We start from the raw sequence: 23,805 nt of genomic DNA, 5'->3' as shown, positions 1-23,805 counted from the left end.
CGGCGGGTGGCCCACGGCCCACCGAGCCAAGCGGGCGCCGCTCCCCCACGGGGTCCGGGGCAAAGCCCCACACGGCGGTGACCCCACGGCCTACCGAGCCGGACGAACGGCCAGGCCACCCCCCACGACCCCACGGGGTCCGGGGCGGAGCCCCGTGGCGGTGGGCTGTTGCCTACCGGGTCGGGTGGGTGGGTGGGAAAGGCCGGCGGAGCCACCGGCAGGTCACGGCGTTGACGAGCTGTGCGTCTCCTTCGGCGGAGCCGAGTCGTCGCCCGACGTCGCCAGCCACGCCCCGACGCCGACAGCGGCCGCCACCGCGACCCCCGCCACCGCGAACGTCACCCTCCGTCGTCGCGCCGCGACCCGGTGCCGTGCCGACCCCGGCCGCGGAGCCCCCGACGCCCTGGGCACCCGCGCCGTGCCCCGGGCGCCGCCCGCCAGCTCGTCGGGGCCCGGTACCCGCATCGACGTGTGCGTGTCCCGGTTGGAGTCCGGCTTCGCGCCCGGCACCAGGGAGACGGCCCCCCGGCGCCGTACCCGCTGCTCCTCCGCGGCGGGCGCGGCGGCGGCCGACGACTCCTCGGTCTCCTCCGGCGTCTCCGTGTCCGGCTCGTCGACGTCCAGCGGCGGCATCCCGGCCAGCATCGGCAGCTGCTCCCGCAGCCGCGCGGCCAGCTCGGAGGCCCGCAGCCGGGACGCCGGCGCCTTCGCCAGGCACTGGACGAGCAGCTGCCAGAGCTCCTCGGGGATGCCGGGGAGGGGCACGACGGTCTCGGTGACGTGGCGGCGGAGCACCGCGCCGGGGTGGCCGCCGCCGAACGGGGTGAAGCCCGCGAGGAGCTCGTACAGGACCGTCGCGAGGGCGTAGATGTCCACCGAGGCGCGGGGCGGCAGGCCCTCGACGATCTCCGGGGCCAGGTAGTCCGGCGTGCCGATGATCTTCGTGGCCCGGGTCCGCTTCGGGGAGTCGATGAGCTTCGCGACGCCGAAGTCGGTCAGCAGGGCGGGGTGGGCGCCACCGGGGCCCAGCGGGCCCTGCATGTCGAGGAGGACGTTCTCCGGCTTCACGTCCCGGTGGACGACGCCCGCCGCGTGCGCCGCCGCCAGCCCGTCCGCGACGTCCGCGACGATGGCGACGGCCGCCTCGGGCGCGAGCCGTCGCTCCCGGTCCAGGCGGGTGCGCAGGTCCGTGCCGCGGACCAGGTCCATGACGAGGGCGAGGTCGTTGCCGTCGACGACGAGGTCACGGACGGACACCACGTGCGGGTGGTCGAGGCCCAGCAGTGCCGTGCGCTCCTGCACGAAGCGGCCCACCAGCTCCTCGTCGGACGCGAGATCCTCGCGCAGCAGCTTGATGGCGACGGGCCCTTCCGGCCCCTCGCCCAGCCACACCGTGCCGGCGCTGCCCCGCCCCAGGATCTGGTTGGCGGTGTACCGGCTGCCGATCTTCCGTGCCAAGACTGCTCCTACAGACGCGTGTTGCCGACAAAAGTACGCGTCCGGCGAGCCAACCTTCACCACAGAGGCGGAAATCACCCGCCAGGTGTCGACAAATCCACAGAGTCGCGGCCGGTTCCGGCAGTCAGTTGCCGGAACCGTTGCCCAGGTTGCTGATGAAGCTGCCGATCGACTTCGTCCAGTCCTTCAGCTGGCTCCAGTAGCCCTCGCCCTGTCCGACCCACGTGTGCACCGGGGTCAGGTCCCAGATCAGCCAGCCCGCGACGAACAGGATGACGACCAGGAACAGGCAGCCCTTGAGGCAGCCGAGCCCCGGAATCCGCATCGGGTTGGCGCTGCGCTGCCGCGGCTCGCGCGGGGCCCGCTGCGGCTCGGCCGGGGGCGCGTAGCGCTGCTGGGGCTGCTGCGGCGGGGCGTACTGCTGCGGCCGGCCGCCGCCGTACCCGGCGGGCTGCTGGCCGTACCCGCCCTGTCCGCCCTGCTGTCCGCCCTGCTGTCCGCGCGGCTGCGGGCGGCGTACCGGCTGCTGCTGCGGAGCCTGGCGCTGCGGCGGCTGCTGCGGCCGGGCCACCTGGCGCTGCGGCCGGCGACGGAGGGGGTCCTCGCCGGGGTCGAGGTACTGGACCTGGGTCTGCTCGTTGCGGTCGCGGGCCGCGCGGAGCTGGGTCTGCCAGGGGTGCGGCTGCTCGGGCTGCTGCTGGCCGGGCTGCCCCGGCCGGCCCTGGGGCATCGGCGGCATGACGGCCGTCGGGTCGGCGGCGCCGGTGTTGGGGAGCACCGCGGTCGGGTCGGCGGCGCCGAACGGCCCCGGCCCGCCGGTGTGCGGCAGGACGCTGGTCGCGGCGTTCGGGTCGTACGCGCCCATCGGCGTGCCGGTGTTCGGCAGCACCTGGGTAGGGTCGGCCGAACCCGGCACGGCAGCCGGTGCCGGGTCGGGGGCGAGCAGCGCGCCGACGCCCTCGGCGGCCGCGATCTGCGCGGAGTTCGCGTGCACGCCCACGCCCTCGGCGACGACCCGCAGGCCGCGCGCGAGGTTCTCGGCGCTCGGGCGGTCGTCGGGGTTCTTGCGCAGGCACCGTTCTATGACCGTCCACAGCGGGTCGGGGACGGTGGAGGGGCGGCGGGGCTCGGCGCTGAGGTGCTGGTGCAGGACTTCCAGGGCGCTGCCGCCGGAGAACGGCGGGCGGCCGGTGACCAGCTCGTACAGCAGGATGCCGGCGCCGTAGATGTCGACGGCGGAGGTCTGCGGACGGCCCTCGGCGGACTCCGGGGCGACGTACGCGGGCGTGCCGACGAACTCCTGGGTGCGGGTCAGCCCCGGGGAGTCGGCGAGGCGGGCGATGCCGAAGTCGGTCAGCATCGGGTGCATCTGGCCGTTGTACTGGGCGAGCAGCACGTTGGCGGGCTTCAGGTCGCGGTGCACCACGCCGTCGGCGTGGCTGACGGCGAGCGCGTCGGCGACCTGGGCGGTGAGCAGGGCGGCGGCGACGGGGGTGAAGGGGCCGTTCTCGCGCAGGTAGCGGTGCAGGTCGGGGCCGTCGACGAGGTCCATCACCAGGGCGAGGAGATCACCCTCCACGACGAGGTCCCGCACCCGGACGATGTTCGGGTGGGTGAGCCGGAGCAGGACGGAGCGCTCCCTGAGGAAGCGCATCACGATGTCGGGGTCGCTCGCGAGCTCTTCCTTGAGGACTTTGATCGCGACGGTCTCGCCGGGCTGGCCGGGCACGGCCGCCTCGGCGCCCGCGGTCTCCCGCTGGCGGGCACGCCAGACGGTACCGGTGGCGCCGCGTCCCAGCGGCTCCTCCAGGAGGTACTTGCTGCCTACCGGCCGCACGTCATGCGCTCCCTGCTGCTTGCTGAATGGCTGGCTGCTGAATGTCTCCGACCCGTGTGTCCGACCCACTCTAGTGCCGTGGTGCCTGGGAACGGGCTGTCGTCCGGCTCTGCTTTCCCCTCCCCGGTAGGGGGCCGATAAGCGTCCCGACGTATCCCCATACGTTGGCGTTCCGGCCTCCGTTCGATGGAAAGACGCTTGCTTCGGTCCGCTGGTTGCCGGGCTCGGACGTGACCGATCTCAAGTGATCGCGCGCACGGTATTGGTCAGGCACTTTTGGGGGCAGAGCTGACCAATCAAGATCACTTACCATCGGGGCGTGGGCGCGTTGTCAGTGGCAGGTGCGAGGATGCGCTTGACAGCAGAACTGGCCGACGTGCTCGTGGCGGTGGGGGGAATTCCGCGCCCGCGCAGAAGGGACCGCTGACGGCGATGCAGATCCGGCTGACCGTCGTAGACCCGCTGGGCCCTGCCGCGCAGCGGGGCCGGGCCGCGAGCCGGGACGTGCTGGTGACGGCGCCCTCGGGCACGGACCTGGCCGCGGTGGCGTCGGGGCTGGCCTCGGCGGTCACCGGGGACGGCAGTCTGGGCGGCCGGGAGCCGAGCGGTGCCCCGGTCGTGCTGTACGCCGGGACGGAGCGGCTGGACGCCCGCCGCCGGATCCTGGGCGAGCCCCCGCTGGTCGACGGCGCCGTGCTGTCCCTGGGCGCCCCCGCGGCCCCCGAGCCGCATCCCGAGCTGGACGACGCTCCGACCCAGCTGCACGTGATCGCCGGCCCGGACGCGGGCGGGGTGCACCTCCTGCACGGCGGCCAGATCACCATCGGCCGCTCCGCCGAGGCCGACGTCCCGCTGGACGACCCGGACGTCTCCCGGCTGCACTGCGCGGTCACGGTCGCCGCCGACGGCCGGGTCTCGGTCGCCGACCTGCACTCCACCAACGGCACCGCCCTGGACGGCACCCGCGTCACCGACCGCCCGGTCCGCCTCACCCCGGGCTCGCTCCTGCGCATCGGGGAATCGGCCCTGCGGCTTACGCCGTCCGGGGGGCCGGGGGCCCGGGTGGGCACGGAACCCGACGGAGACGGGTGCGTGCGGGTGCTGACGGGCGGCGGGGAGACCTACGGCGACGGTTCCGCCGCCGTCGGGAGCGGCACGGCCGCACCGGCCGGCCGTACCCACCACGCCTACGGCACGGCGGGCTGGGGAGCCGCCGGCGGGGCGGCCGGCAGCCAGGAGCACGGCCTGGCGGAGCCACCGGTCGTACCGGCTCAGGGGGACGCGCCGGGGATCGAGAGCCGGGGCGGGCAGCCGTCGGCCGACCGCGCCGACGGGCCGCCGTGGACCGGGCGGGCAGGTGGGGCCGGGGCCGGCGGGCACGCGGGCGGATTCCCGTCGTCCGCGCAGCAGCGGGGCGAGCCACCGTCGGCCGGCCGCGAGTACGACGGAGACCGGCACGGACACCGGTCGACCGGGAACCGCGGCACGCTGCCGGGCCCGCGCGGCGCCGCCGGGTACGACTCGGGCGCCGCACACGGACCCGAGGACGCGTACGGCGCCGGTGCGCCCCACGGGCACGGGTCGGGAACCGCATACAGCGCCGGTGCGCCCCACGCCTCAGCCGCCCCGTACGACCCCGACCCGGCGCAGGGCCCCGGCACCGCACCCGGCTCCCGCGTCGGCCATCTCCCAGGCGACACACACGCAGGCCACTCCGGAGTGCTGGACGACCGCCCGGGTCCCTCCGGCAGCGCCGCGGACGCCGGAAGCAGCCGAAGCTCCACAGGCGCGGGAGGCACCGCCGCCCGCCCCACGGCCCCCGACCCCGCCGAGGGCACCGCTCTCGCCCTCGACCCCGCCGACGCCCCGGCCCCCTCCGGCAGGCGCAAAGGCACCCCCCTCCGCGGCACCGAGGCCCCCGCCCTGCCCGGCCCCCGCAGGCGCGGCGGGCTCGGAGCCTGGGCCCGGCGGCTGGCCGGCGGCCGCGGTGAGCCCCCGTCGGCCGCCGACGCCGAGACGGCGCCGCAGGACGGCCCCGCCGCGTCCCCCGGTGTGCCCGCCCGGCCGGAGACCTGGCCCGACCCCGCCGCCCTGCTGCTGACCGCGCTCGGTCCCGGCCCCCGCCTCTGGGAGCGCGGCCCCGGCCACCCGGAGGCGCTCACCGTCCGGCTCGGCACGGCGGACCGCCCGACCCCCGACGGCTCGGGCCTGCTCCCCGCCGTCCCGGTCACCGCCGATCTGCGCGAGGCCGGCGGCCTCGGCCTGGCCGGTCCGCGCACCCGCCTGGCCGGCCTGGCCCGCGCGGTCCTGGCCCAGCTCGCCGCTCTGCACTCGCCCGACCTGCTGGAGATCGTCCTGATCAGTGCGGACCGGGCCCGCCCCCTGGAGGAGCGCACGGCCGAATGGTCCTGGCTCGGCTGGCTCCCGCACGTCCGCCCGGGGCACGGCCAGGACTGCCGCCTGCTGCTGGCCTACGACCGTGAGCAGGCGGCGGCCCGCGTGGAGGAGCTGCTGCGGCGTACGGAGGAGCTGTCCGCCGCCCGCAGACCGGCCACCCCGTCCGACCGCCCCACCCCCGCGCCGGTCCCCGCTCCGGCCCGTACGGCGGCGGACGCCGCGTCCCCCGAAGCCGCCAAGGGCCCTTCCTGGGCCCGGCACGACCTGGGCACCGACGACGACGGCAAGGGCGGTTTCCCGGGCCCGTACACGGTCGTCGTCGTGGACGGCGATCCCGGCGGCTCCGCACTGCGCGAGGCGGTGGCGCGGCTGACCGTGGCCGGGCCGCGTGCCGGGGTGCACGTCCTCTGCCTGGCGGAGACGGTCCCCACCTCGCCCACCTCCCCGGTCGACCGGACCTACGAGGAGGCGTGCGCGGTGACACCGACGTTCCGTGAGTGCGGGGCGGTGGCCCTGCTGAGCGGCGACGTGGCGACGGCGCTGCACCTCATGCGGGTCTCCGCCGGCGGCCGCACCGGCCAGGCCGGTCCCGCCGGCCCGGTCGGTCCCGGCACCCTGGCCGCGGTGGACGCGGTCTCCGCCGCCTGGGCCGAGCGGTTCGCGAGGGCGCTGGCCCCGCTGCGCCCCGACGGCCCCGGCGCCGACCGGCACCCGCGCATGGCCGCCCCGCTCCCCCGGTCCGCCCGGCTGCTGGACGAATTGGGGCTGGCCAGGGCCACCCCGGCCTCGCTGATGGCCCGTTGGGCGGACGCGGCCGACGACACCGAGTCGCTGGGCGGCCGGGCCCGGGCGGTGCTCGGCGCGGGACCGCGCGGCCCGCTCACCGCCGACCTGGTGGCCGAGGGACCGCATGTGCTGGTCGAGGGCCCGCCCGGCAGCGGCCGTACGGAGCTGCTGCGGGCGGTGGTCGCCTCGCTGGCCGCCGCCGAGCGCCCCGACCGGCTCGGGATCGTCCTCATCGACGGCCGCGACGGCGTCGGGACGGGCGCCGGGCACGGCGAGGGCCTGCGGGTCTGCACGGACATACCGCATGTCACGACGCACCTGACCGCCAACGACCCGGTGCGGATGCGCGAGTTGGCGCAGTCGCTGAGCGCCGAGCTGAAGCGGCGGGCCGAGTTGCTGGGCCGTTCCGACTTCGCCGACTGGCACGCGCAGCGGGAGATCTCCGGCCGTATCGTCCCGCAGCGCGCCCGTCCCGCCGCCTCGGGCGCCGCCGACATAGAGGCCCCGCCGAGTTCGACGCTCCGGCTGCGCCCGGCGGCCGGTGCCGTGGCCCGTGGCCGTACGGAGGCGCCGCCGCCCCCGCTCCCCCGGCTCGTGGTCGTGGTCGACGACCTGGACGCCCTGGTCTCCCCCGCGCTCGGTTCACCGGGCCGGCCGGCCGCCGGCTCCGTGATGCGGGCACTGGAGGCGGTGGCGAAGGAGGGCGAGCGGCTCGGCGTCCACCTGGTCGCGGCGGCCGGCACCGGCGGCCGTACCGCGGAGACGGAACCGGCCCGGCAGGCCACCCTGCGCGTCGCCCTGGACACCCCGTCCGACGGCCCCGACGAGCCGGCGCCGGGCCGTGGCCGCCTGACCACCCCGGACGGCCGCACCACGGCGTTCCAGACGGGCCGCGTCACGGGCCGCATCCCCCGCACGGCGACCCAGCGCCCCACGGTGGTCCCCCTCGACTGGCAGCGCATGGGCGACCCCCCGACCCGCCGCCCCGTCCGCGAACTCGGCAACGGCCCGACCGACCTGGCCCTGCTGGCGAGCGCGGTGGAGCGAGCGGCGAAGGAGGTCTCCGCGGCGGAGGTCCCTTCCCTTCTGTGATCGGGAGCACAATCCCGGGTCACTGATCACAACGCGATCACGATCTCCCGCGCTGACCTGTCGGCCCACTTGCCGCGTGCGCGGCCCCCGCGTACACCGGAGCGCACGGGACAGAGTTCTGACGTTCAACGAAGAACGACGAACGGGGAAGTGATGCGCGGTAACAGCAGCACCGTCCGGACACACAGGGCCCTCGCCACACTCGCCGCCCTGCTCGCGGGATCCCTCGCGCTGGCCGCATGCGGAAGCAACGACAAGAAGTCCGGCGGCGACACCAGCACCGGCGCCACCCGGTCCAGCACCCTCAGCCTCCCGAAGCTCGACGGCACCACCCTCGAAGTGGCCGCCGTCTGGACCGGGCAGGAGCAGAAGAACTTCAAGCAGGTGCTCGCGGAGTTCGAGAAGCGCACCGGTGCGAAGGTCACCTTCGTGCCCGCCCAGGACCCGATCATCAACTTCCTGGGATCGAAGATCGCGGGCGGCCAGCCGCCGGACATCGCGTTGCTGCCGCAGCCGGGCGCGATCAAGCAGGCCGTGCAGAAGGGCTGGGCGAAGCCGCTGAGCGCCGACACGGTCACGGAGGTGCAGAAGAACTACTCGCAGGGCTGGCAGGACATAGGCAAGGTCGGCGGGAAGCAGTACGGCGTCTACTACAAGGCCGCCAACAAGTCGCTGATCTGGTACAACGCGAAGGTCTTCGAGAACGCGGGCGCCAAGGAACCCAAGACCTGGCAGGACCTGCTGACGACGGCGCAGGCGGTGTACGACTCGGGCGTCACCCCGTTCTCGGTCGGCGGCGCCGACGGCTGGACGCTGACGGACTGGTTCGAGAACGTGTACCTCTCCCAGGCGGGCCCGGAGAAGTACGACCAGCTCGCCCAGCACAAGATCAAGTGGACCGACCCGTCGGTGAAGCAGGCGCTGACCACCCTGGCCCAGGTCTGGGGGAAGAAGGGGTACGTCGCGGGGAACGCGTCCGGCGCGCTGCAGACCGAGTTCCCGGCCTCGGTCACCCAGACCTTCACCGGCGGCGACCAGCCGAAGGCGGCCATGGTGTACGAGGGCGACTTCGTGCAGGTCAACATCGGCGAGACCAAGGCGAAGGTGGGCACGGACGCCAAGGTGTTCCCGTTCCCGTCGGTCGGCTCAACGGCCCCCGTGGTCTCCGGCGGTGACGCGGCGGTGATCTTCAAGGACTCGAAGGGCGCCCAGGCGCTGGCGAAGTTCCTGGCCTCCCCGGACGCGGCGACGATCCAGGCGAAGCTCGGCGGCTACCTCTCGCCGAACAAGAGCGTGCCGAACTCGGCTTACCCGAACGAGGTGCAGCGCACGATCGCCAAGTCGCTGATCGCGTCCGGTGACGACTTCCGCTTCGACATGTCCGACCAGGCCCCGCAGGCGTTCGGCGGCACCCCGGGCAAGGGCGAGTGGAAGGACCTCCAGGACTTCCTGCAGAACCCGACGGACGTCGCGGGCACCCAGGCGAAACTGGAGAAGGACGCGGCGGCCGCCTACGGCAGCGGAAGCTGACCCGGCGATGGCCGCACCCTCGACCACGGCCCCCGCTCCACCGGGCCGCCGCAGAAGCGTGACCGGCACCCGCAGGAGCGTGGCGGTTCTCTTCCTCCTCCCCGCCCTGGTGCTGCTCGGCGCGCTCGTGGTCTACCCGATCGGGTACTCGCTGATCCGCAGCTTCTACAACGCGAACGGCGACGGGCTCGCCGGCTTCGACAACTACAAGGCGATCTTCACGGACGACGGCATCCGCACCGCCCTGAAGAACAACGTGATCTGGGTGGTGTTCGCGCCGACCGTCTCCACGGCCCTCGGCCTGATCTTCGCGGTGCTGACCGAACGGGTCCGCTGGGGGACGGCGTTCAAGCTGGTCGTCTTCATGCCGATGGCGATCTCGATGCTGGCCGCCGGGATCATCTTCCGCCTCGTCTACGACCAGGACCCGGGCAAGGGCGTCGCCAACGCGGTCTGGGTCGGCATCCACGACACCTTCGCCCAGTCCTCCGCGTTCCCGAACGCCCACCCGGGCCGCGAGTCGCCCCTCAAACCGGACCAGGGCGGCTTCATCACGGCGGCGACCGTCCACACCGGGCAGACCGTCACCCTCCCGCTCGTCGGCGTCGCCCCCGACCAGATGCCCGACGGCGCCAAGAAGGCGGTGGCGGCGAAGGCCGACCCGGGGAAGATCACCGGCACCACCTGGCAGGACTTCACCCGCGGCAAGGGCGTCGGTACCCTCGGCGCCCCCGACCCGTCCGAGCTCGGCTACGACGGGATGCGGATCGAGGCGGTCAAGGGCGGCAAGGTGGTGGCATCGACGAAGGCGGCGGCCGACGGCACCTTCACGCTGCCCGCCGCCGCCGACGGGGCACAGCTCCGGCTGCCCGCGAGCAACTTCAAACAGCCCTACAACGGCGTCGACTGGCTCGGCCCGTCCCTCGTCACCCCGGCCATCATCGGGTCGTACGTGTGGATGTGGGCCGGCTTCGCGATGGTGCTGATCGCGGCCGGCCTGGCCGGGCTGCCCCGGGAGCTGCTGGAGGCGGCGCGGGTCGACGGAGCGACCGAGTGGCAGGTGTTCCGCAAGGTCACCATCCCGCTGCTCGCACCGGTCCTCGCGGTGGTCACCGTCACCCTGATGATCAACGTCCTGAAGGTCTTCGACCTCGTGTACATCATCGCGCCGGGCTCCTCGCAGGACGACGCGAACGTGCTCGCCCTGGAGCTGTACCGCAAGGGCTTCTCGGAGGGCCAGCCGGGCATCGCGAGCGCCATCGCGGTGTTCCTGCTGCTGCTCGTCATCCCGGTGATGTGGTTCAACGTGCGCAGGCTGCGGCGGGAGGAGCGGCGATGAGCTGGCTGCTGAACAAGATCAACGGCGGTCTGGTGCGCGTCCTCCTGATCGTCGTCGCCCTGTTCTGGCTGGTGCCGACGATCGGGCTGCTCGCCTCCTCGCTCCGGTCGCCGGACGACATGAGCGCGAGCGGCTGGTGGCACGTCTTCGCCAAGCCCTCCCAGCTGACGTTCGACAGCTACCAGAAGCTCCTGGAGAACGGTGACATCACCCACTCCCTGTGGAACACGGTCCTGATCACCGTCCCGGCGACGGTCCTGGTCGTGGTCATCGGGGCGCTGGCCGGTTACGCGTTCGCGTGGATGGAGTTCCCTGGCCGGGACTGGTGGTTCCTGGTCGTGGTCAGTCTCCTGGTGGTACCCGTCCAGGTGGCGCTGATCCCGATCGCCGAACTCTTCGGGAAGATCGGCCTGTTCGGGACGATCTTCGGGGTGATCCTCTTCCACGTCGGCTTCGGGCTGCCGTTCGCGGTGTTCCTGCTGCGGAACTTCTTCGCGGAGATCCCGCGCGAGCTGCTGGAGGCGGCCCGTCTCGACGGAGCCGGTGAACTGCGGCTGTTCGCGCGGGTGGTGATGCCGCTCGGCGGGCCGGCGATCGCGAGCCTCGGCATCTTCCAGTTCCTGTGGGTGTGGAACGACATGCTGGTCGCGCTGGTGTTCACCAAGTCGGGCACCCAGCCGATCACGGTCGCGCTGCAGACCCAGGTACGCCAGTTCGGCAACAACGTCGACGTCCTCGCGCCCGGTGCCTTCATCTCGATGGTGATCCCGCTGGCCGTGTTCTTCGCGTTCCAGCGGCAGTTCGTGTCCGGAGTGATGGCGGGCGCGGTCAAATAACCGCACAAGCGGTCGTCAGCAGGGGCGGGCCGGCCACCGGCCCGCCCCCGCCCGTTCACGGAACGTAACCCACATGACCTAACGAACCGTAACCAAATCATTCCATTGGCCGTTCCCGGGCAGAACGCCCGCGCCGACCGACCCATGGATGCCCCTTGCCCAGGTTCAGTGTCATTGTCCCCGCGTACCAGGTCCAGGCGTATCTGCCCGAGTGCCTGGACTCGGTGCTCTCGCAGTCGTACCCCGATCTGGAACTGATCGCCGTGGACGACCGCTCGCCGGACGCCTGCGGCACGATCATCGACGAGTACGCGGCCAGGGACGCGCGGGTGAAGGCCCTGCACCTGCCGGAGAACCAGGGCCTGGGCGGGGCCCGCAACGCGGGGATGGCCCAGGCGCGCGGCGACTACCTCCTCTTCCTGGACAGCGACGACACGCTGACGTCGGACGCGCTGCGGGCGATCGCCGACCGGATCAAGGAGACGGGCGATCCGGACCTGCTCGTGTACGACTACGCGCGGACGTTCTGGACCGGCCGGGCGGAGCGCAACAAGCTCGCGGCGCAGCTGGCCGAGGAGGGTCCGGCGCCCTTCCGGCTCGAGGACCGGCCCGGTCTGCTCCGCGTGCTCATGGTGGCCTGGAACAAGGCCTACCGGCGGGAGTTCGTCGAGGAGAACGGCCTCGGCTTCCCGCCCGGCTTCTACGAGGACACGCCGTGGACCTACCCGGCCCTGCTGACCGCCGGGTCGATCGCGACCCTCGACCGGGTCTGTGTGCACTACCGGCAGCGACGGCAGGGCAGCATCCTCTCCACCACCAGCCGCAAGCACTTCGACATCTTCGAACAGTACGACCGGGTCTTCGCGTTCCTCGCCGAGCGGCCGGAACTGGCGAGCTGGCAGCCGGTGTTGTTCCGCCGCATGGTCGACCACTTCACCACGGTGTTCACCAGCCCGAACCGGCTGCCGAAGAGCAGCCGCGGCGAGTTCCTGCGCACGGCCCGCGCCCACTACCGGCGTTACCGGACGGGCGGCTCGAACGTCCCGCTCCGCACCCGGCTCCGCCACGGCCTCGTCCACTACGGCCTGCACCGCACCTACGGCGCCCTGCAGTGGGCGATGTCCGCCCGCCGCCGCGCGGTCAAGGCCGGCGTGAAGTCCGTCCGCGGTCTGCGCTCGGCCCTGCTCCAGCTGCACTACCGGATCCAGCTGCGGCTCCCGCTGCGCGCCGACCGCGCGGTCTTCGCCGCCTACTGGAACCGCGGGCACGGCTGCAACCCGGGTGCGCTGGAGGCGGCGTTCCGCACCCACGCACCGCACGTCCGCACGGCCTGGATCGCCCGCCCGGAACACCACCACACGATCCCGCCGGGCCCGCGCCGGCTGCGGCCGGGCACCTTCGCCTACTGGACGGCGCTGGCCCGCTCCAAGTACCTGGTCAACAACGTCAACTTCGACCGGCGGCTGAAGAAGCGCCCCGGCCAGGTGTTCGTGCAGACCCAGCACGGCACCCCGCTCAAGCACATGGGCCTCGACCTCCAGGAACACCCGGCGGCCGCCACCGGCATGGACTTCGAGGAGCTCCTGCGGGGCGTCGACAAGTGGGACTACGTCCTGTCCGCCAACCGCCACACCACCCTGACCTGGGAGCGCGTCTACCCCGGCGGATACCGGACCCTCGAGTACGGCTACCCGCGCAACGACGTCTTCCAGTCGGCCACCTCGGCCGACGTCACCCGGATCCGGCAGTCGCTCGGCGTCCCCGAGGGCGCGGTCGCCCTCCTGTACGCCCCCACCCACCGCGACTACCGGCGCACCCAGCGGGCCGCCCTCGACCTGGACCGGATCGTGCGCCGCCTCGGCCCGCGGTTCGTGATCCTGGCCCGCGCCCACTACTGGCACGGCGGCCCGCTCGCCTCCGGGGGCCGGGTGATCGACGTCAGCGACCACCCCAGCGTGGAGTCGCTCTGCCTGGCCGCGGACGCGCTGGTCACCGACTACTCCTCCCTGATGTTCGACTACGCCAACCTGGACCGGCCGATCGTCGTGCACACCGAGGACTGGGACGCCTACGACGCGGCCCGCGGCACCTACTTCGACCTGCGCTCCAGCCCGCCGGGCGCGGTCGCCCGCACCGAGGACGAGCTGATCGACATCTTCGCCGGCGGCCACTGGCGCGGCTCCCGCTCCGCCCAGCTGCGCGCCGCCTTCCGCGAGCGGTTCTGCCGGTACGACGACGGACGCGCCGCCGAGCGGGTCGTACGGCACGTGGTGCTGGGCGAGACGGCCGGGCTGCCGGAGTTCATCCCGCTGACGGACCGGCACCCCGTGCCCTCGGCGGCCTCGGGGCTCACCCACTCCCCGCTGGCCACCGTTCCGCAACCTTCCGGCCATCTGCCCGTCACCGAGAGCCGTTGATCGCCGTTTGCCTTGCAGGGAGTTCTCTCATGCCCCCCAGCACCTCGCGGCCCACTCCGTCCCGGCCGTCCACCTGGCGGCCGACGGGAAGGCCGGGCCGCAGGCACACCTGAGAAAGAGCAGCATGCCCCGCTTCAGCATCATCGTCCCGTCCCACGGGGTCGCCGGCCGGCTGTCCCAGGCGCTGGACTCGGTCCTCGGCCAGTCCTTCGGCGACCTGGAGCTGATCCCGGTCTGCGACGCGCCCGACGCCCCGGCCGCCTCGGTCGCCGCCGCCTACGCCGAACGGGACTCCCGGGTGGCGCCGGTGCACTCACCGCCGTCCGCCGGGCTGAGCGGGGCCCGGAACACCGGGATGCGGGCGGCGCACGGCTCGTACCTGCTCTTCCTCGACGGCGACGACGTCCTGGTCCCGGGCGCGCTGGCGCTGCTGGACGCCCGGCTCGCCGAGACCGGTGACGTGGACGTCCTGTACGCCGAGCACGAGCGCGCCCCCTGGTGGGAGGGCGAGCCGGGCAACCCGGCGGCGCCCTTGCTGGCGGGCGTCCCGAGCGGCGCGTTCGCCCCGGACCGGGCGCCGCGGCTGACGGGCGTGGCCCTGCCGGCCTGGAGCGCGGTCTACCGCCGGTCCTTCCTGACCGAGCGGCGGCTGAGCTTTCCGGACGGGCACTTCACGGACCTCGGCTGGGGCGGCCTGACCACCGTCGCCGCCGAGCGGATCGCGGTGCTGCGCTCGGTGGTCGTACGGCACCGGCTGCGCCGGCAGGGCAGCCGGCTCAACCTGCCGGGGCCGCACCAGCACGAACTCCTCGACCAGGCGGAGCTGGTGCTCGAGCGGGCGGCCGCGCTGCCGGGCGACCGGGCGCGGGCGCTGTTCGAGCAGGTCTTCGCGGTGGTGCTGCGGACGGCCGCGCGGCCGGAGCGGATGCCGTCCGGGCACCGGGCGTTCTTCCGGCGGGCGGCCCGGCTGCACCGCGCCCACCGCCCCGAGGGGTTCCGGATGCCGGGCGGGAGCGTGGGGGTCCAGCACCGGCTGCTCGCGGCGGGCGCGTACACGGCGTTCCGCGCGCTGCGCGGCGCCAACCGGATCACGGCCGGGGCCGCCGGACGGCTGCCGCGCCCGCACATGCCGCTCACCCGGCTCCGGTACGCCCTCGACCTGCGCCGCCCGCTGGACCCGAACCTCGCCGTGTACTGCGCGTACTGGGGGCGCGGCTACGTCTGCAACCCGGCCGCGATCCACGCCGTGGCCCGCGAACTCGCCCCGCACATCCACTCGGTGTTCCTGGTCGAGGCCGGCCAGGAACACAGCGTGCCGGACGACGTGGAGTCCGTGGTGATCGGCAGCCACCGGTACTGGGAGGTGCTGGCCCGCGCCAAGTACCTTGTCAACAACGCCAACTTCGCCGAGGGGGTCGTCAAGCGGCCCGGCAGCGTCCATGTGCAGACGCAGCACGGCACCCCGCTGAAGAAGATGGGCGTCGACCAGTCGACGTACCCGGTGGTCGCCGCGCGGACCGGCAGCTTCACCAAGCTGCTGGGCCGCGTCGACCGCTGGGACTTCAACCTCTCCTCCAACCGCCACTCCACCCAGACCTGGGAACGCGCCTTCCCCGGCTCCTACCAGACCCTGGAGTACGGCTATCCGCGCAACGACGTCTACTACACGGCCTCCGGCCACGACGTGGTCCGGGCCCGCCGCAGGCTGGGCGTCCCCGACGGCAGGACGGCCGTGCTGTACGCCCCGACCCACCGCGACCACCACACCGGCTTCGAGCCCGGCCTCGACCTGGAGGCGTTCTGCGAGGCGGCCGGCGAGGACGTCGTCGTGCTGCTGCGCGCGCACTACTTCTACGACCGGGGCCGGGCGGCGGGCACCGGCCGGGTCATCGACGTCACCGCGCACCGCTCCGCCGAGGACGTCTGCCTGGCCGCGGACGCGTTGATCACCGACTACTCCTCCATCATGTTCGACTACGCGAACCTGGACCGGCCGATCGTGGTCTACGCCGACGACTGGGATGTCTACCGGCAGACCCGGGGTGTCTGCTTCGACCTGATGGCCGAGCCGCCGGGCCCGGTCGCCCACACCCCCGAGGAGCTGGCCCGGATCTTCCGCGAGGGCTCCTACCGGGGCCCGGAGTCCCGGCAGTTGCGCGCCGAGTTCCGCGCCCGGTACTGCCAGTTCGACGACGGCCTGGCCGCCGAGCGGGTGGTGCGGCGGGTGTTCCTCGGCTGGCCGCCGGAGGAGATCCCGAAGGTGATCCCGCTCGCCGAACGCCTGCCCGCCCCGGCCGCGACCCTCGTCAGGAGCTGACCGTGCCCCGACTCAGTGTGATCATCCCCTGTTTCAAGGTGCAGGGCTTCCTCCGCGAGTGCCTCGACTCGGTCCTGGAGCAGTCCCTCCACGACATCGAGGTGATCGCCGTCGACGACCGCTCCCCGGACGGCAGCGGCGCGATCCTCGACGAGTACGCGGCCCGCGACCCGCGCGTGAGGGTCCTGCACCTGCCGGAGAACGTCGGCCTCGGCCGCGCCCGCAACGCCGGAATCCCGTACGCCACCGGTGACTTCCTCCTCTTCCTGGACAGCGACGACACCCTCACGCCGGGGGCGCTGCACGCGGTCGCCGACCGGCTGGCGGAGACCGGCGACCCGGACGTGCTGGTCTTCGACTACGCCCGCACCTACTGGTGGGGCGGGACCCGGCGCAACGCCCTGGCGGAGGTGCTGAGTGCCACCGACGGCGTCTTCACGGCGGCCGAACGCCCGGAGATCCTCGACCTGTTGATGGTGGTGTGGAACAAGGCCTACCGGCGCGGCTTCGTCGAGGAGAACGGCTTCCGGTTCCCGCCCGGCTACTACGAGGACACCCCCTGGACCTTCCCGGTCATGCTCAGCGCGGGCCGGATCGCCACCCTCGACCGGATCTGCGTCAACTACCGGCAGCGACGGCAGGGCAGCATCCTCTCCACCACCAGCCGCAAGCACTTCGACGTCCACGACCAGTACAAACGGGTCTTCGCCTTTGTCGACGCCCACCCCGAACTGGCCGGCTGGCGGCCCCGCCTGCACCGGAGGATGAGCGAGCACTGCCTGGACATCCTCGCCAAACCGGACCGCCTGCCGCCCGCCGCCAGGGCCGAGTTCTTCCGGCGGACGGCGGAGCTGTACCGGGCGTTCCGGCCGGAGGGGGCCGAGCCCGGTGACCTCGGTGACCTTGACGTGCTGGCGGGGTCGTACACGTCGTACCGGCTGCGGGAGCAGGCCGGGCGGGCCAAACGGGCGGGCGGCGGGCAGGCGCTGCGGGTGCGGCGGGCGGCGGGGGCCGGGGCCCGGCGCGCGCTGACCTCGCTCCGCGGCCGACGCCCGTTGGACGAGGACCTGGTCCTGTACTCGGCGGCCTCGCACCAGGGGCTGCGCGGCGACCCGGCGGCGGTGTACCGGGCGGCCCGGGTGATCGCCCCGCGGCTGCGCGGCGTCTGGGTGGTGCGGGACGCGGAGGTCGCGGCGGAGCTGCCGGCCGGCGTGGACCACGTACTGCTGGACTCCCCGGAGTACCTGCGGCTGACCGCCCGCGCGAAGTTCTTCGTCAACGACGTCAACTGGCCCGGCGCGCTGGTGAAACGGCCCGGCAGCGTGCACGTCCACACCCACCGGGGCACCCCGCTCAAGTACCTGGGCGCCGACCTGCTGGGCAAGCCCGGCGCCCGGCTCGGTTTCGACGTGCCGCAGATGCTGCGCCGGGCCGACCGCTGGGACCACAGCCTGGTCGCCAACCGCCACTCGGAGCTGGTGTGGGAGCGGGCCTACCCCTGCCACTTCGCGTCGGCCCGCACCGGCAGCCCGCGCAACGACGTGCTGGTCACCGGCGGCCCGACGGACTTCCGGGCCCGGCACGGCATTCCGGCCGGCCACACCGTGGTGCTCTACGCGCCGACCCGCCGCGACTACGTACGGGGCGGTCACGTCGACCGGATCGACCTGGCCCGGTTCGCCGCCGACCTCGGGGAGGGGCACACGCTGGTGGTCCGCCTGCATCCGGCCCTCGCGACCGGTCCGGCGCGCGGGCTGGGCCTGGCCGAACTGCACCGGCGCGGCGTCGTGGTCGACGCCACCGGCGAACCGCACGCCGAGGAGGTCATGCTGGCCTCGGACGCCCTGGTCACCGACTACTCCTCGATCATGTTCGACTACGCCAACCTGGACCGTCCGATCGTGGTGCACGCCGACGACTGGCCGACGTACACCGCGAGCCGGGGCGCCTATCTCGACATCACCGCCGAGGCGCCGGGCCATGTCTCGCGCACCTACCGGGAGCTGGCGTGGCTGTTCGCCTCGGGCGGCTGGCGGGACGAGGAGTCGGCGCGGCTGCGGGCCGATTTCCGGTCCCGGTTCTGCGAGTTCGACGACGGCCGGGCCGCCGAACGGGTCGTACGGACGCTGCTGCTCGGCGAGGCGATGCCGGATCCGCCCGGCCGGGTGCCCGGTCCGGCCGGGGCGCGTGACCTGCTGGCGTCGACGTGAGACCGCGCACCTGGGTGCTGGTGCTGGCCGCCGTCTTCGCCCTGCTGCAACTCGCCGACGTCACCGGCCGGGACACGCCGGACTCCAAGAACTACGTGTCGTACGCGCTGACCCTGGCCGGGGCGGGCCAGCGGGAGGCGGCGGTCCGGACGGTGGACTGGGTGTGCGCCGGCAAGGCGTCGGCGGCGGAGCGCGCGCGGCGCGTGGACGTGCTGCGCTTCCGCGCACCGAGTCCGGCGGGCCGGGTGTTCGCGGAGTGCCGGGCCGGTGAACTACGGCGGGTGGAGCGGCGGTTGCGGGCCGGGGGCGCGCAGACGGACGGGCACGTCGTGCCGTTCGTGGCCCCCCGGCTGCGGCGGATCTTCGAGGTGCGGCCCGGGTACCCGGTGTTCCTGGTGCCGTTCGTCACCGTGTTCGGGGTGACCTGGGGGGTGTGGCTGGCGAGTGTGCTGGTCGCGGGCGCGGGCGGGGTGCTGGTCTTCCTGGTGCTGCGGACGGTGTCCGTGCCGGTGCCGCTCGCGCTGACCGGGCAGGTCCTGTACTACGTCCTGCCGGTCGGCACGACCGCGATGCGGCCGATGACGGAGGGCCTGATGCTGGCCCTGACCCTGACGGCGCTGTGGGGGTGCGCGCGGGTCCTGACGGGCCGGGCGGGGACGGTGCCGGTGGCGGGCGCGTTGCTCGCGCTGGTCGCCGTGAAGCACTCGCAGGCGCTCTTCCTCGGCGCGTGCCTGGCCGGGGCCGCGGCGGTGGTCGCGTTGTGGCGACGCCGCCGGCACGGGCCGCGTCCCGGCGGCGGACGAAGTCCCGGTAGCGGGCGGAGTCCCGGGCGTGGGGTGGCCGCAATCGCGGTGGTGGGGTGCGGGGCGGTGGCGGCCACCCTGCTCCTGGCCCGGTTGCTGCGCTACCCCTCCGAGGCGGAGAGCGTGCAGGACCTCCTGACCGGCCACTACACCCACCCGGACCGGGTCCACCCGTGGCCGGAGTTCCTCCATCTGGAGTTCGGCTTCTGGGTCGAGTGGCTGCGGCGGCAGCTGACGGAGCCGCTGTTCCTGGCCCTGCTGGCGGCCGGGGCGTGGGGAGCGCGGCGGCGGCCCGCCTTCGGCGTCTTCCTGCTGGCGGCCGCCGGGACCGGGATCCTCACCCAGGCCGGACACCCCGACATCACCGTCTTCGGCGACCGGATGATCGTACTGGCGTGGCTGCTGCCGGTGGTGGGCGTGCCGCTGCTCCTCGAACCGCTGGTGCGCAGGCCGGTGCCGGTTCCCGTACAGGGGGCGCCCAGGGCGGTCGGCGTCACTCGATGAGGTGATGGACGGCAGCGCGGCCGGGGCGGACGGGAACACTTGGCAAATGGTCCGTCCCGTCCGTTTCCGCCGGTGAGCACCGGCGCCCTGCTCCGGCGCGCCACGCCCGGCTCCACCGCCCTGCGCGGCGGCCGCGTCCGCAGGCTCACCCCCTACCAGGTCTTCGGCCTGCTGTTCTGGCTGCTGATGACCCTGGCGTACTGGCGGGTGCCGCCGTGCTGCGAGGCCGGGCTGCACGCGGCGGCGGTGGTCCGGCTGCTGGCCGGCCTGACGGACACCGCCGCCTCCCCCTACGTACTCGCCCAGGCCGCGCTCGCCCGGCTGACCGGGCTGACGGGGTGGCAACTGCTGCGGGTGTGCGGCCCGCTCAATCTGCTGGTCCTGCTGACGGGCCTCGGCCGGCTGGTGCGCGTCCTCACCCCGCGCCCCTGGGCGCCGGTGCTGGCGCTGGGCTTCGTGTCCGTGCTGTGGGGCACGCGGCCGGCGTGGGGCGGGGGCTCACTGGCCCTGCTGCCGCTGACCGGCAGCCTCGGCTACCCGTCCGCGTTCGCCCTCGGCCTGACCCTCTGGGCCTGGGCCCTGACCGGTGCCCGCGCCCGCGATCTGCGCCGGGTGCGCTACGTCGGCCCGAGCGGCCTGCGCAGCCTGTCCGGATACGCGGCGCTCGGCCTGCTGTACGGGACGGTGACGCTGGTCGACCCGGTGACCGGGGTGGGCGCGGCGGCCGGGGCGCTGGCGTTCGTGACGGGGTGGCAGCGGGGGTGGCGGGCCGCGGTGTGGGAGCGGTGGGCGCTGCTGTGCACGGTGGCGACGGCCGTGCTCGCCTTCGGGACGCACGCGCGCGTGCCGCCGCCGTCGGCGTACGGGCCCTATGCCGGCCTGGGCGAGTGGGCCGGCCAGTGCTGGCTGGCCCTGCTCGGGATCCCGGCGCTGTGGCTGCGGGCCCGGCGGGCGGGCAGCCCGGTGCAGCGGGGGGCGGTGGGGCCCGCGGCCTGGCGTGACCCTCTCGTGCTGCTGTTCGCCCTGGAATGCCTGGTGCTGGTGTGCGGTCGGCTCGCCGGGCTGCTCGGGCTCGTGCTGCTGGCGCCGCAGTGCGCGCTCGCCCAGGAGCTGGCGGCGGAGCGACCCTGGTGCCGGTGGCGGCGGGTGCTGGGCTGGGCCGCGGCCGGCGGGGTCTGCCTGGGGTTCGTGGCCGCGCAGGCCGGGGCGGTCGTACCGCGCTCGGTGGACCCGGTCGGCTTCGCGCAACCGCCGCGCTGGCCGTCGTACGACTGGGCGGCCCGGCACATCGGGCCGGGCGAACCGGTGGTCACGGACGCCTACTACGCCGTGCGGCTGCTCCCCGGGTACGGCATCGCGCTGACCGACGGCCACGACCACCGCCCTCGGGTGCGCTGGCTGCTGCTGACGCGGCAGGAGCGGCTGCCCGCGGGGGCGGTGGTCGTGGACTGGAGCCGGCGAACCGGGGAGGTGCTCGCGCGGCTCACCCGGACGGGGGACACGTCCCCGGTACCGCTGGTCACCCGATCGGTTACTCGATGACGAGCTCGACCGGGATGTTGCCCTTGGTGGCCTTGGAGTAGGGGCAGAAGTCGTGGGCCTGGTGGACCAGCTTCTCGCCGGTCTCGTTGGCGAGCGCCTCGGGAAGCTCGACGCGCAGGGTGACCTTGAGCGCGAAGCCGCCGTCGGACTCGTCCTTGCCGATGCCGACCTCGGCGGTGACGGAGATCTCGCCGGTGTCGACCTTGGCCTGGCGGCCGATGGCGCCGAGGGCGCTGGCGAAGCAGGCGGCGTAACCGGCGGCGAAGAGCTGCTCGGGGTTGGTGCCCTGGCCGTTGCCGCCCAGCGCGGGCGGGAACGCCAGCGCGAGGTCCAGCTGGCCGTCCGAGCTGACCGCCCGTCCTTCCCGGCCGGTGGCGGTGGCGGCTGCGGTGTAGATGGCGTCCATCGAAGACCATCCCTCTCGAAGTGCTCGAAGTATCGGAGTCCGGCGGCTCCCGTTCCCGCCGCCCTGACGACCACAAGTAGAGCACACAATTCAATTGCCCACAACTAAATGACTCGCAAGCGCTACGCTTGAGCCATGACCGCGACGACCCCGCTCCCCGGCTCCGCCCCGAGCCCCGCCCCCGAGGCGGAGTGGCTCCGCCTGGACCGCCAGATCTGCTTCTCCCTGCACGCGGCGTCCCGCGCCTTCAACGGTGTCTACCGCGTGATCCTCAAGGACCTCGGGCTCACCTACCCGCAGTACCTGGTGATGCTGGTGCTGTGGGAACAGGGCGACCTCCCGGTCAAGAAGCTCGGCGAGCACCTGCGCCTGGACTCCGGCACGCTGTCCCCGCTGCTCAAGCGCCTGGAGGCGGCGGGCCTGGTGCGCCGCGAACGCAGCACGCGCGACGAACGCTCGGTGGAGGTGCGCCTGACCGAGGAGGGCGCCGCGCTGCGCGAACGGGCACTGGAGGTGCCGCGGCGGATCGTGGCGGCGACGGGCTTCGACGTGGAGGAGATCCGGGACCTGAAGGAGCGCCTGGACCAGCTGACGGGGACCCTGGACGCGGCGGCCGCGGAGGCGCCCCTTTAGGGGCGCGGGGCTGTTGCCGCTGTGCGGCTGCCGCCGCGTGGGCGCGACCAGTCCCCGCCGGTCTGCACTGCGGACTCCTCCGAACCCGCCCGAATCGGCCGCACATACAGCCGCAGCGCGATCCGGTCGATCACCATTTCCTGCCGCAGCACGAACTCCTGGTTCAGCACGGCCCACTTGGCCCGCTCCGTCGCGAGCCGCGGCCGGTACCCGCTCACCAGCGCGTACTTCTCCATCACCGCCCACACCTCGTCCACCCCTGCCAACCGCCGCCGCAGTGTCCCCACCCCCACCTCACGCCCGTACAACGTCCCCGACCGCGGCCCCGGCTCGGCCAGGGCGACGTCCTTCGTGGACCTGAAGTCGGCGGGATAGGCGAGCTCCGCCCCCCGCGCGTGGGCCGGCAGGAACAGCACGGGGTCGCCGGGCCGCAGCACACGGGCCACGGCCGCCGCGACCGCCCCGAGGTCGTCGGGACGGGTGCCCGGCACCCGGTCCGCCCGCAGCAGCGGCACCTGGTGGGTGAAGGCGAGCAGCACCGCCAGGACCCCGGCCAGGGTGAGCGCGGGCGACCTGGGCGCCGTCTGCGCGCCGTGGGACCAGAGCCGGCCCAGCACCCGGGCGACCTGGTCCGCGCCGAGCGCCACCAGCAACGGCGCCCCGGCCAGCGCGTACAGCACGTACCGGTCGACGTACAGCGGGGTGAGCTGCGAGGCCAGCATCAGTGCCACCGGCGGCAGCACCGCGAGGGGCAGCGCGACCGCCGCGAGGGTCACCTCGCCGCGCCGGCCCACCAGCCGCGTCAGCCCCAGCAGCCCGAGCGCGAGGCACGCCCAGTACACCCCGTCGGTCGGTCCGAGGTACTGGCGCAGCAACTCCTGGGCGGTCTCCACGTCCGGCTCCCGCAACCAGGCCACCTGGGCCGACTGCCCGCGCGAGACCACGACCATCGGCAGCAGCGACAGCGCCACGCCCCCGGCCGCGCAGCCCCACCTGCGCCACACCCTTCCCGACGAACGGGCCAGCGCCAGGGTTCCCGCGTGCGCGAGCAGCAGCAGGACGGCGAACTCGTGCAGCCAGCAGGTGAGTACGAGCACGGCGCCGTACCACCACCACAGCCGCCGCCCCTCCTCCCGCACCGCCCGGACGAGGAGCAGCGTGGCGCCGGTGGCCCCCGCGGCGACCAAAGCGTACGAGCGGCCCTCCTGCGCATAGTGGCCGACCAGCGGGGTGACCGCATACAGCAGCCCGGCCCACAGGCCGACGCGCGGCCGGGCCAGGCGCATGCCGAGGGCGGCGACCAGGGCCGCGGTGCCGGCCGCCGCGCACACCGAGGGCAGCCGCAGGACGACCTCGCCGGGGTGGCCGGGGTCGGCGGCGAGGACGACGTGCATCAGCAGGTAGTACAGACCGTGCACGGCGTCGACCTCGTGCAGCAGCCGCCAGATCTGCGGCACCGTACGCCGGGCGACCTGGTAGGTGACGGCCTCGTCGCGCCACATGCCGCCGCGGTGCAGCCCCCAGAACCCGACGGCGAGCATCACCGCGGCCGGGACGGCCACGGCGAGGAACCGGGCGGCCCGCGGCCACCGGGGCGGGCCGCCCAACGGGCGCGGCCGACTCCGTGGAGCCGGCCGGCTGTCGTCTTCCGTTCGTGTCGTTCGCGGATGTGCTTTTACGAGAGGCCCGATACTCACC

Annotated in this window: 14 protein-coding genes; 10 read left to right on the top strand and 4 right to left on the bottom strand. The window is 74.0% G+C overall.

The window, feature by feature from the left end; all coding sequences use genetic code 11:
* Nucleotides 1-222: 222 nt before the first annotated feature.
* On the bottom strand, nt 223-1,458 hold the full coding sequence (locus tag BLW82_RS26130; protein WP_093502296.1) for a serine/threonine-protein kinase: 1,236 nt from the start codon (nt 1,456-1,458) through the stop codon (nt 223-225).
* A gap of 124 nt (nt 1,459-1,582) precedes the next feature.
* Entirely contained in the window at nt 1,583-3,295 is a 1,713-nt protein-coding gene (locus BLW82_RS26125; RefSeq protein WP_093502294.1) for a serine/threonine-protein kinase, read from the bottom strand.
* Between the two features lie 432 nt (nt 3,296-3,727).
* On the opposite strand from BLW82_RS26125, the gene BLW82_RS26120 reads away from it, so the two are divergent.
* The 9 genes from BLW82_RS26120 (at nt 3,728) to BLW82_RS26080 (ending at nt 21,068) form a co-directional block, all read left to right on the top strand.
* Complete coding sequence (locus tag BLW82_RS26120; protein WP_093502292.1) at nt 3,728-7,570, top strand: FHA domain-containing protein; 3,843 nt, start codon at nt 3,728-3,730, stop codon at nt 7,568-7,570.
* Between the two features lie 153 nt (nt 7,571-7,723).
* Nucleotides 7,724-9,100, top strand: coding sequence for an ABC transporter substrate-binding protein (locus tag BLW82_RS26115; RefSeq protein WP_093502291.1), 1,377 nt, complete (start codon nt 7,724-7,726; stop codon nt 9,098-9,100).
* A 7-nt stretch (nt 9,101-9,107) separates the two neighbouring features.
* Complete coding sequence (locus BLW82_RS26110; RefSeq protein WP_093502289.1) at nt 9,108-10,439, top strand: carbohydrate ABC transporter permease; 1,332 nt, start codon at nt 9,108-9,110, stop codon at nt 10,437-10,439.
* On the top strand, nt 10,436-11,275 hold the full coding sequence (locus BLW82_RS26105; RefSeq protein WP_093502287.1) for a carbohydrate ABC transporter permease: 840 nt from the start codon (nt 10,436-10,438) through the stop codon (nt 11,273-11,275). Before BLW82_RS26110 ends, BLW82_RS26105 begins: the two co-directional genes overlap by 4 nt.
* Nucleotides 11,276-11,430: 155 nt before the next feature.
* Nucleotides 11,431-13,692, top strand: a complete 2,262-nt coding sequence (locus tag BLW82_RS26100; RefSeq protein WP_093502286.1) for a bifunctional glycosyltransferase/CDP-glycerol:glycerophosphate glycerophosphotransferase — start codon at nt 11,431-11,433, stop codon at nt 13,690-13,692.
* 124 nt (nt 13,693-13,816) lie between these two features.
* Nucleotides 13,817-16,009, top strand: a complete 2,193-nt coding sequence (locus BLW82_RS26095; RefSeq protein ID WP_093502284.1) for a bifunctional glycosyltransferase family 2 protein/CDP-glycerol:glycerophosphate glycerophosphotransferase — start codon at nt 13,817-13,819, stop codon at nt 16,007-16,009.
* Between the two features lie 2 nt (nt 16,010-16,011).
* The gene (locus BLW82_RS26090; RefSeq protein ID WP_093502282.1) at nt 16,012-18,219 is read left to right on the top strand and encodes a bifunctional glycosyltransferase/CDP-glycerol:glycerophosphate glycerophosphotransferase; all 2,208 of its coding nucleotides are present in this window, start codon (nt 16,012-16,014) and stop codon (nt 18,217-18,219) included.
* Complete coding sequence (locus BLW82_RS26085; RefSeq protein WP_093502280.1) at nt 18,216-19,526, top strand: hypothetical protein; 1,311 nt, start codon at nt 18,216-18,218, stop codon at nt 19,524-19,526. The genes BLW82_RS26090 and BLW82_RS26085 overlap by 4 nt, the downstream gene beginning before the upstream one ends.
* A gap of 72 nt (nt 19,527-19,598) precedes the next feature.
* A complete protein-coding gene (locus BLW82_RS26080; protein WP_093502278.1) occupies nt 19,599-21,068 on the top strand; it encodes a hypothetical protein in 1,470 nt (489 codons plus the stop codon).
* Here the strand turns inward: BLW82_RS26080 and BLW82_RS26075 are convergent.
* Entirely contained in the window at nt 21,058-21,474 is a 417-nt protein-coding gene (locus BLW82_RS26075) for an organic hydroperoxide resistance protein (protein ID WP_093502276.1), read from the bottom strand. The genes BLW82_RS26080 and BLW82_RS26075 overlap by 11 nt on opposite strands.
* 135 nt (nt 21,475-21,609) lie before the next feature.
* Between BLW82_RS26075 and BLW82_RS26070 the strand changes: the two genes are divergently transcribed.
* Nucleotides 21,610-22,107, top strand: coding sequence for a MarR family winged helix-turn-helix transcriptional regulator (locus BLW82_RS26070; protein WP_093502274.1), 498 nt, complete (start codon nt 21,610-21,612; stop codon nt 22,105-22,107).
* Here the strand turns inward: BLW82_RS26070 and BLW82_RS26065 are convergent.
* A complete protein-coding gene (locus BLW82_RS26065) occupies nt 22,104-23,714 on the bottom strand; it encodes a glycosyltransferase family 39 protein (protein ID WP_371131404.1) in 1,611 nt (536 codons plus the stop codon). The two genes, BLW82_RS26070 and BLW82_RS26065, sit on opposite strands and share 4 nt — an antisense overlap.
* Nucleotides 23,715-23,805 lie beyond the last annotated feature (91 nt).

The organism is Streptomyces sp. Ag109_O5-10, assembly GCF_900105755.1.
Taxonomy (GTDB): domain Bacteria; phylum Actinomycetota; class Actinomycetes; order Streptomycetales; family Streptomycetaceae; genus Streptomyces.
This window is presented reverse-complemented; position numbering and strand designations above follow the sequence as displayed.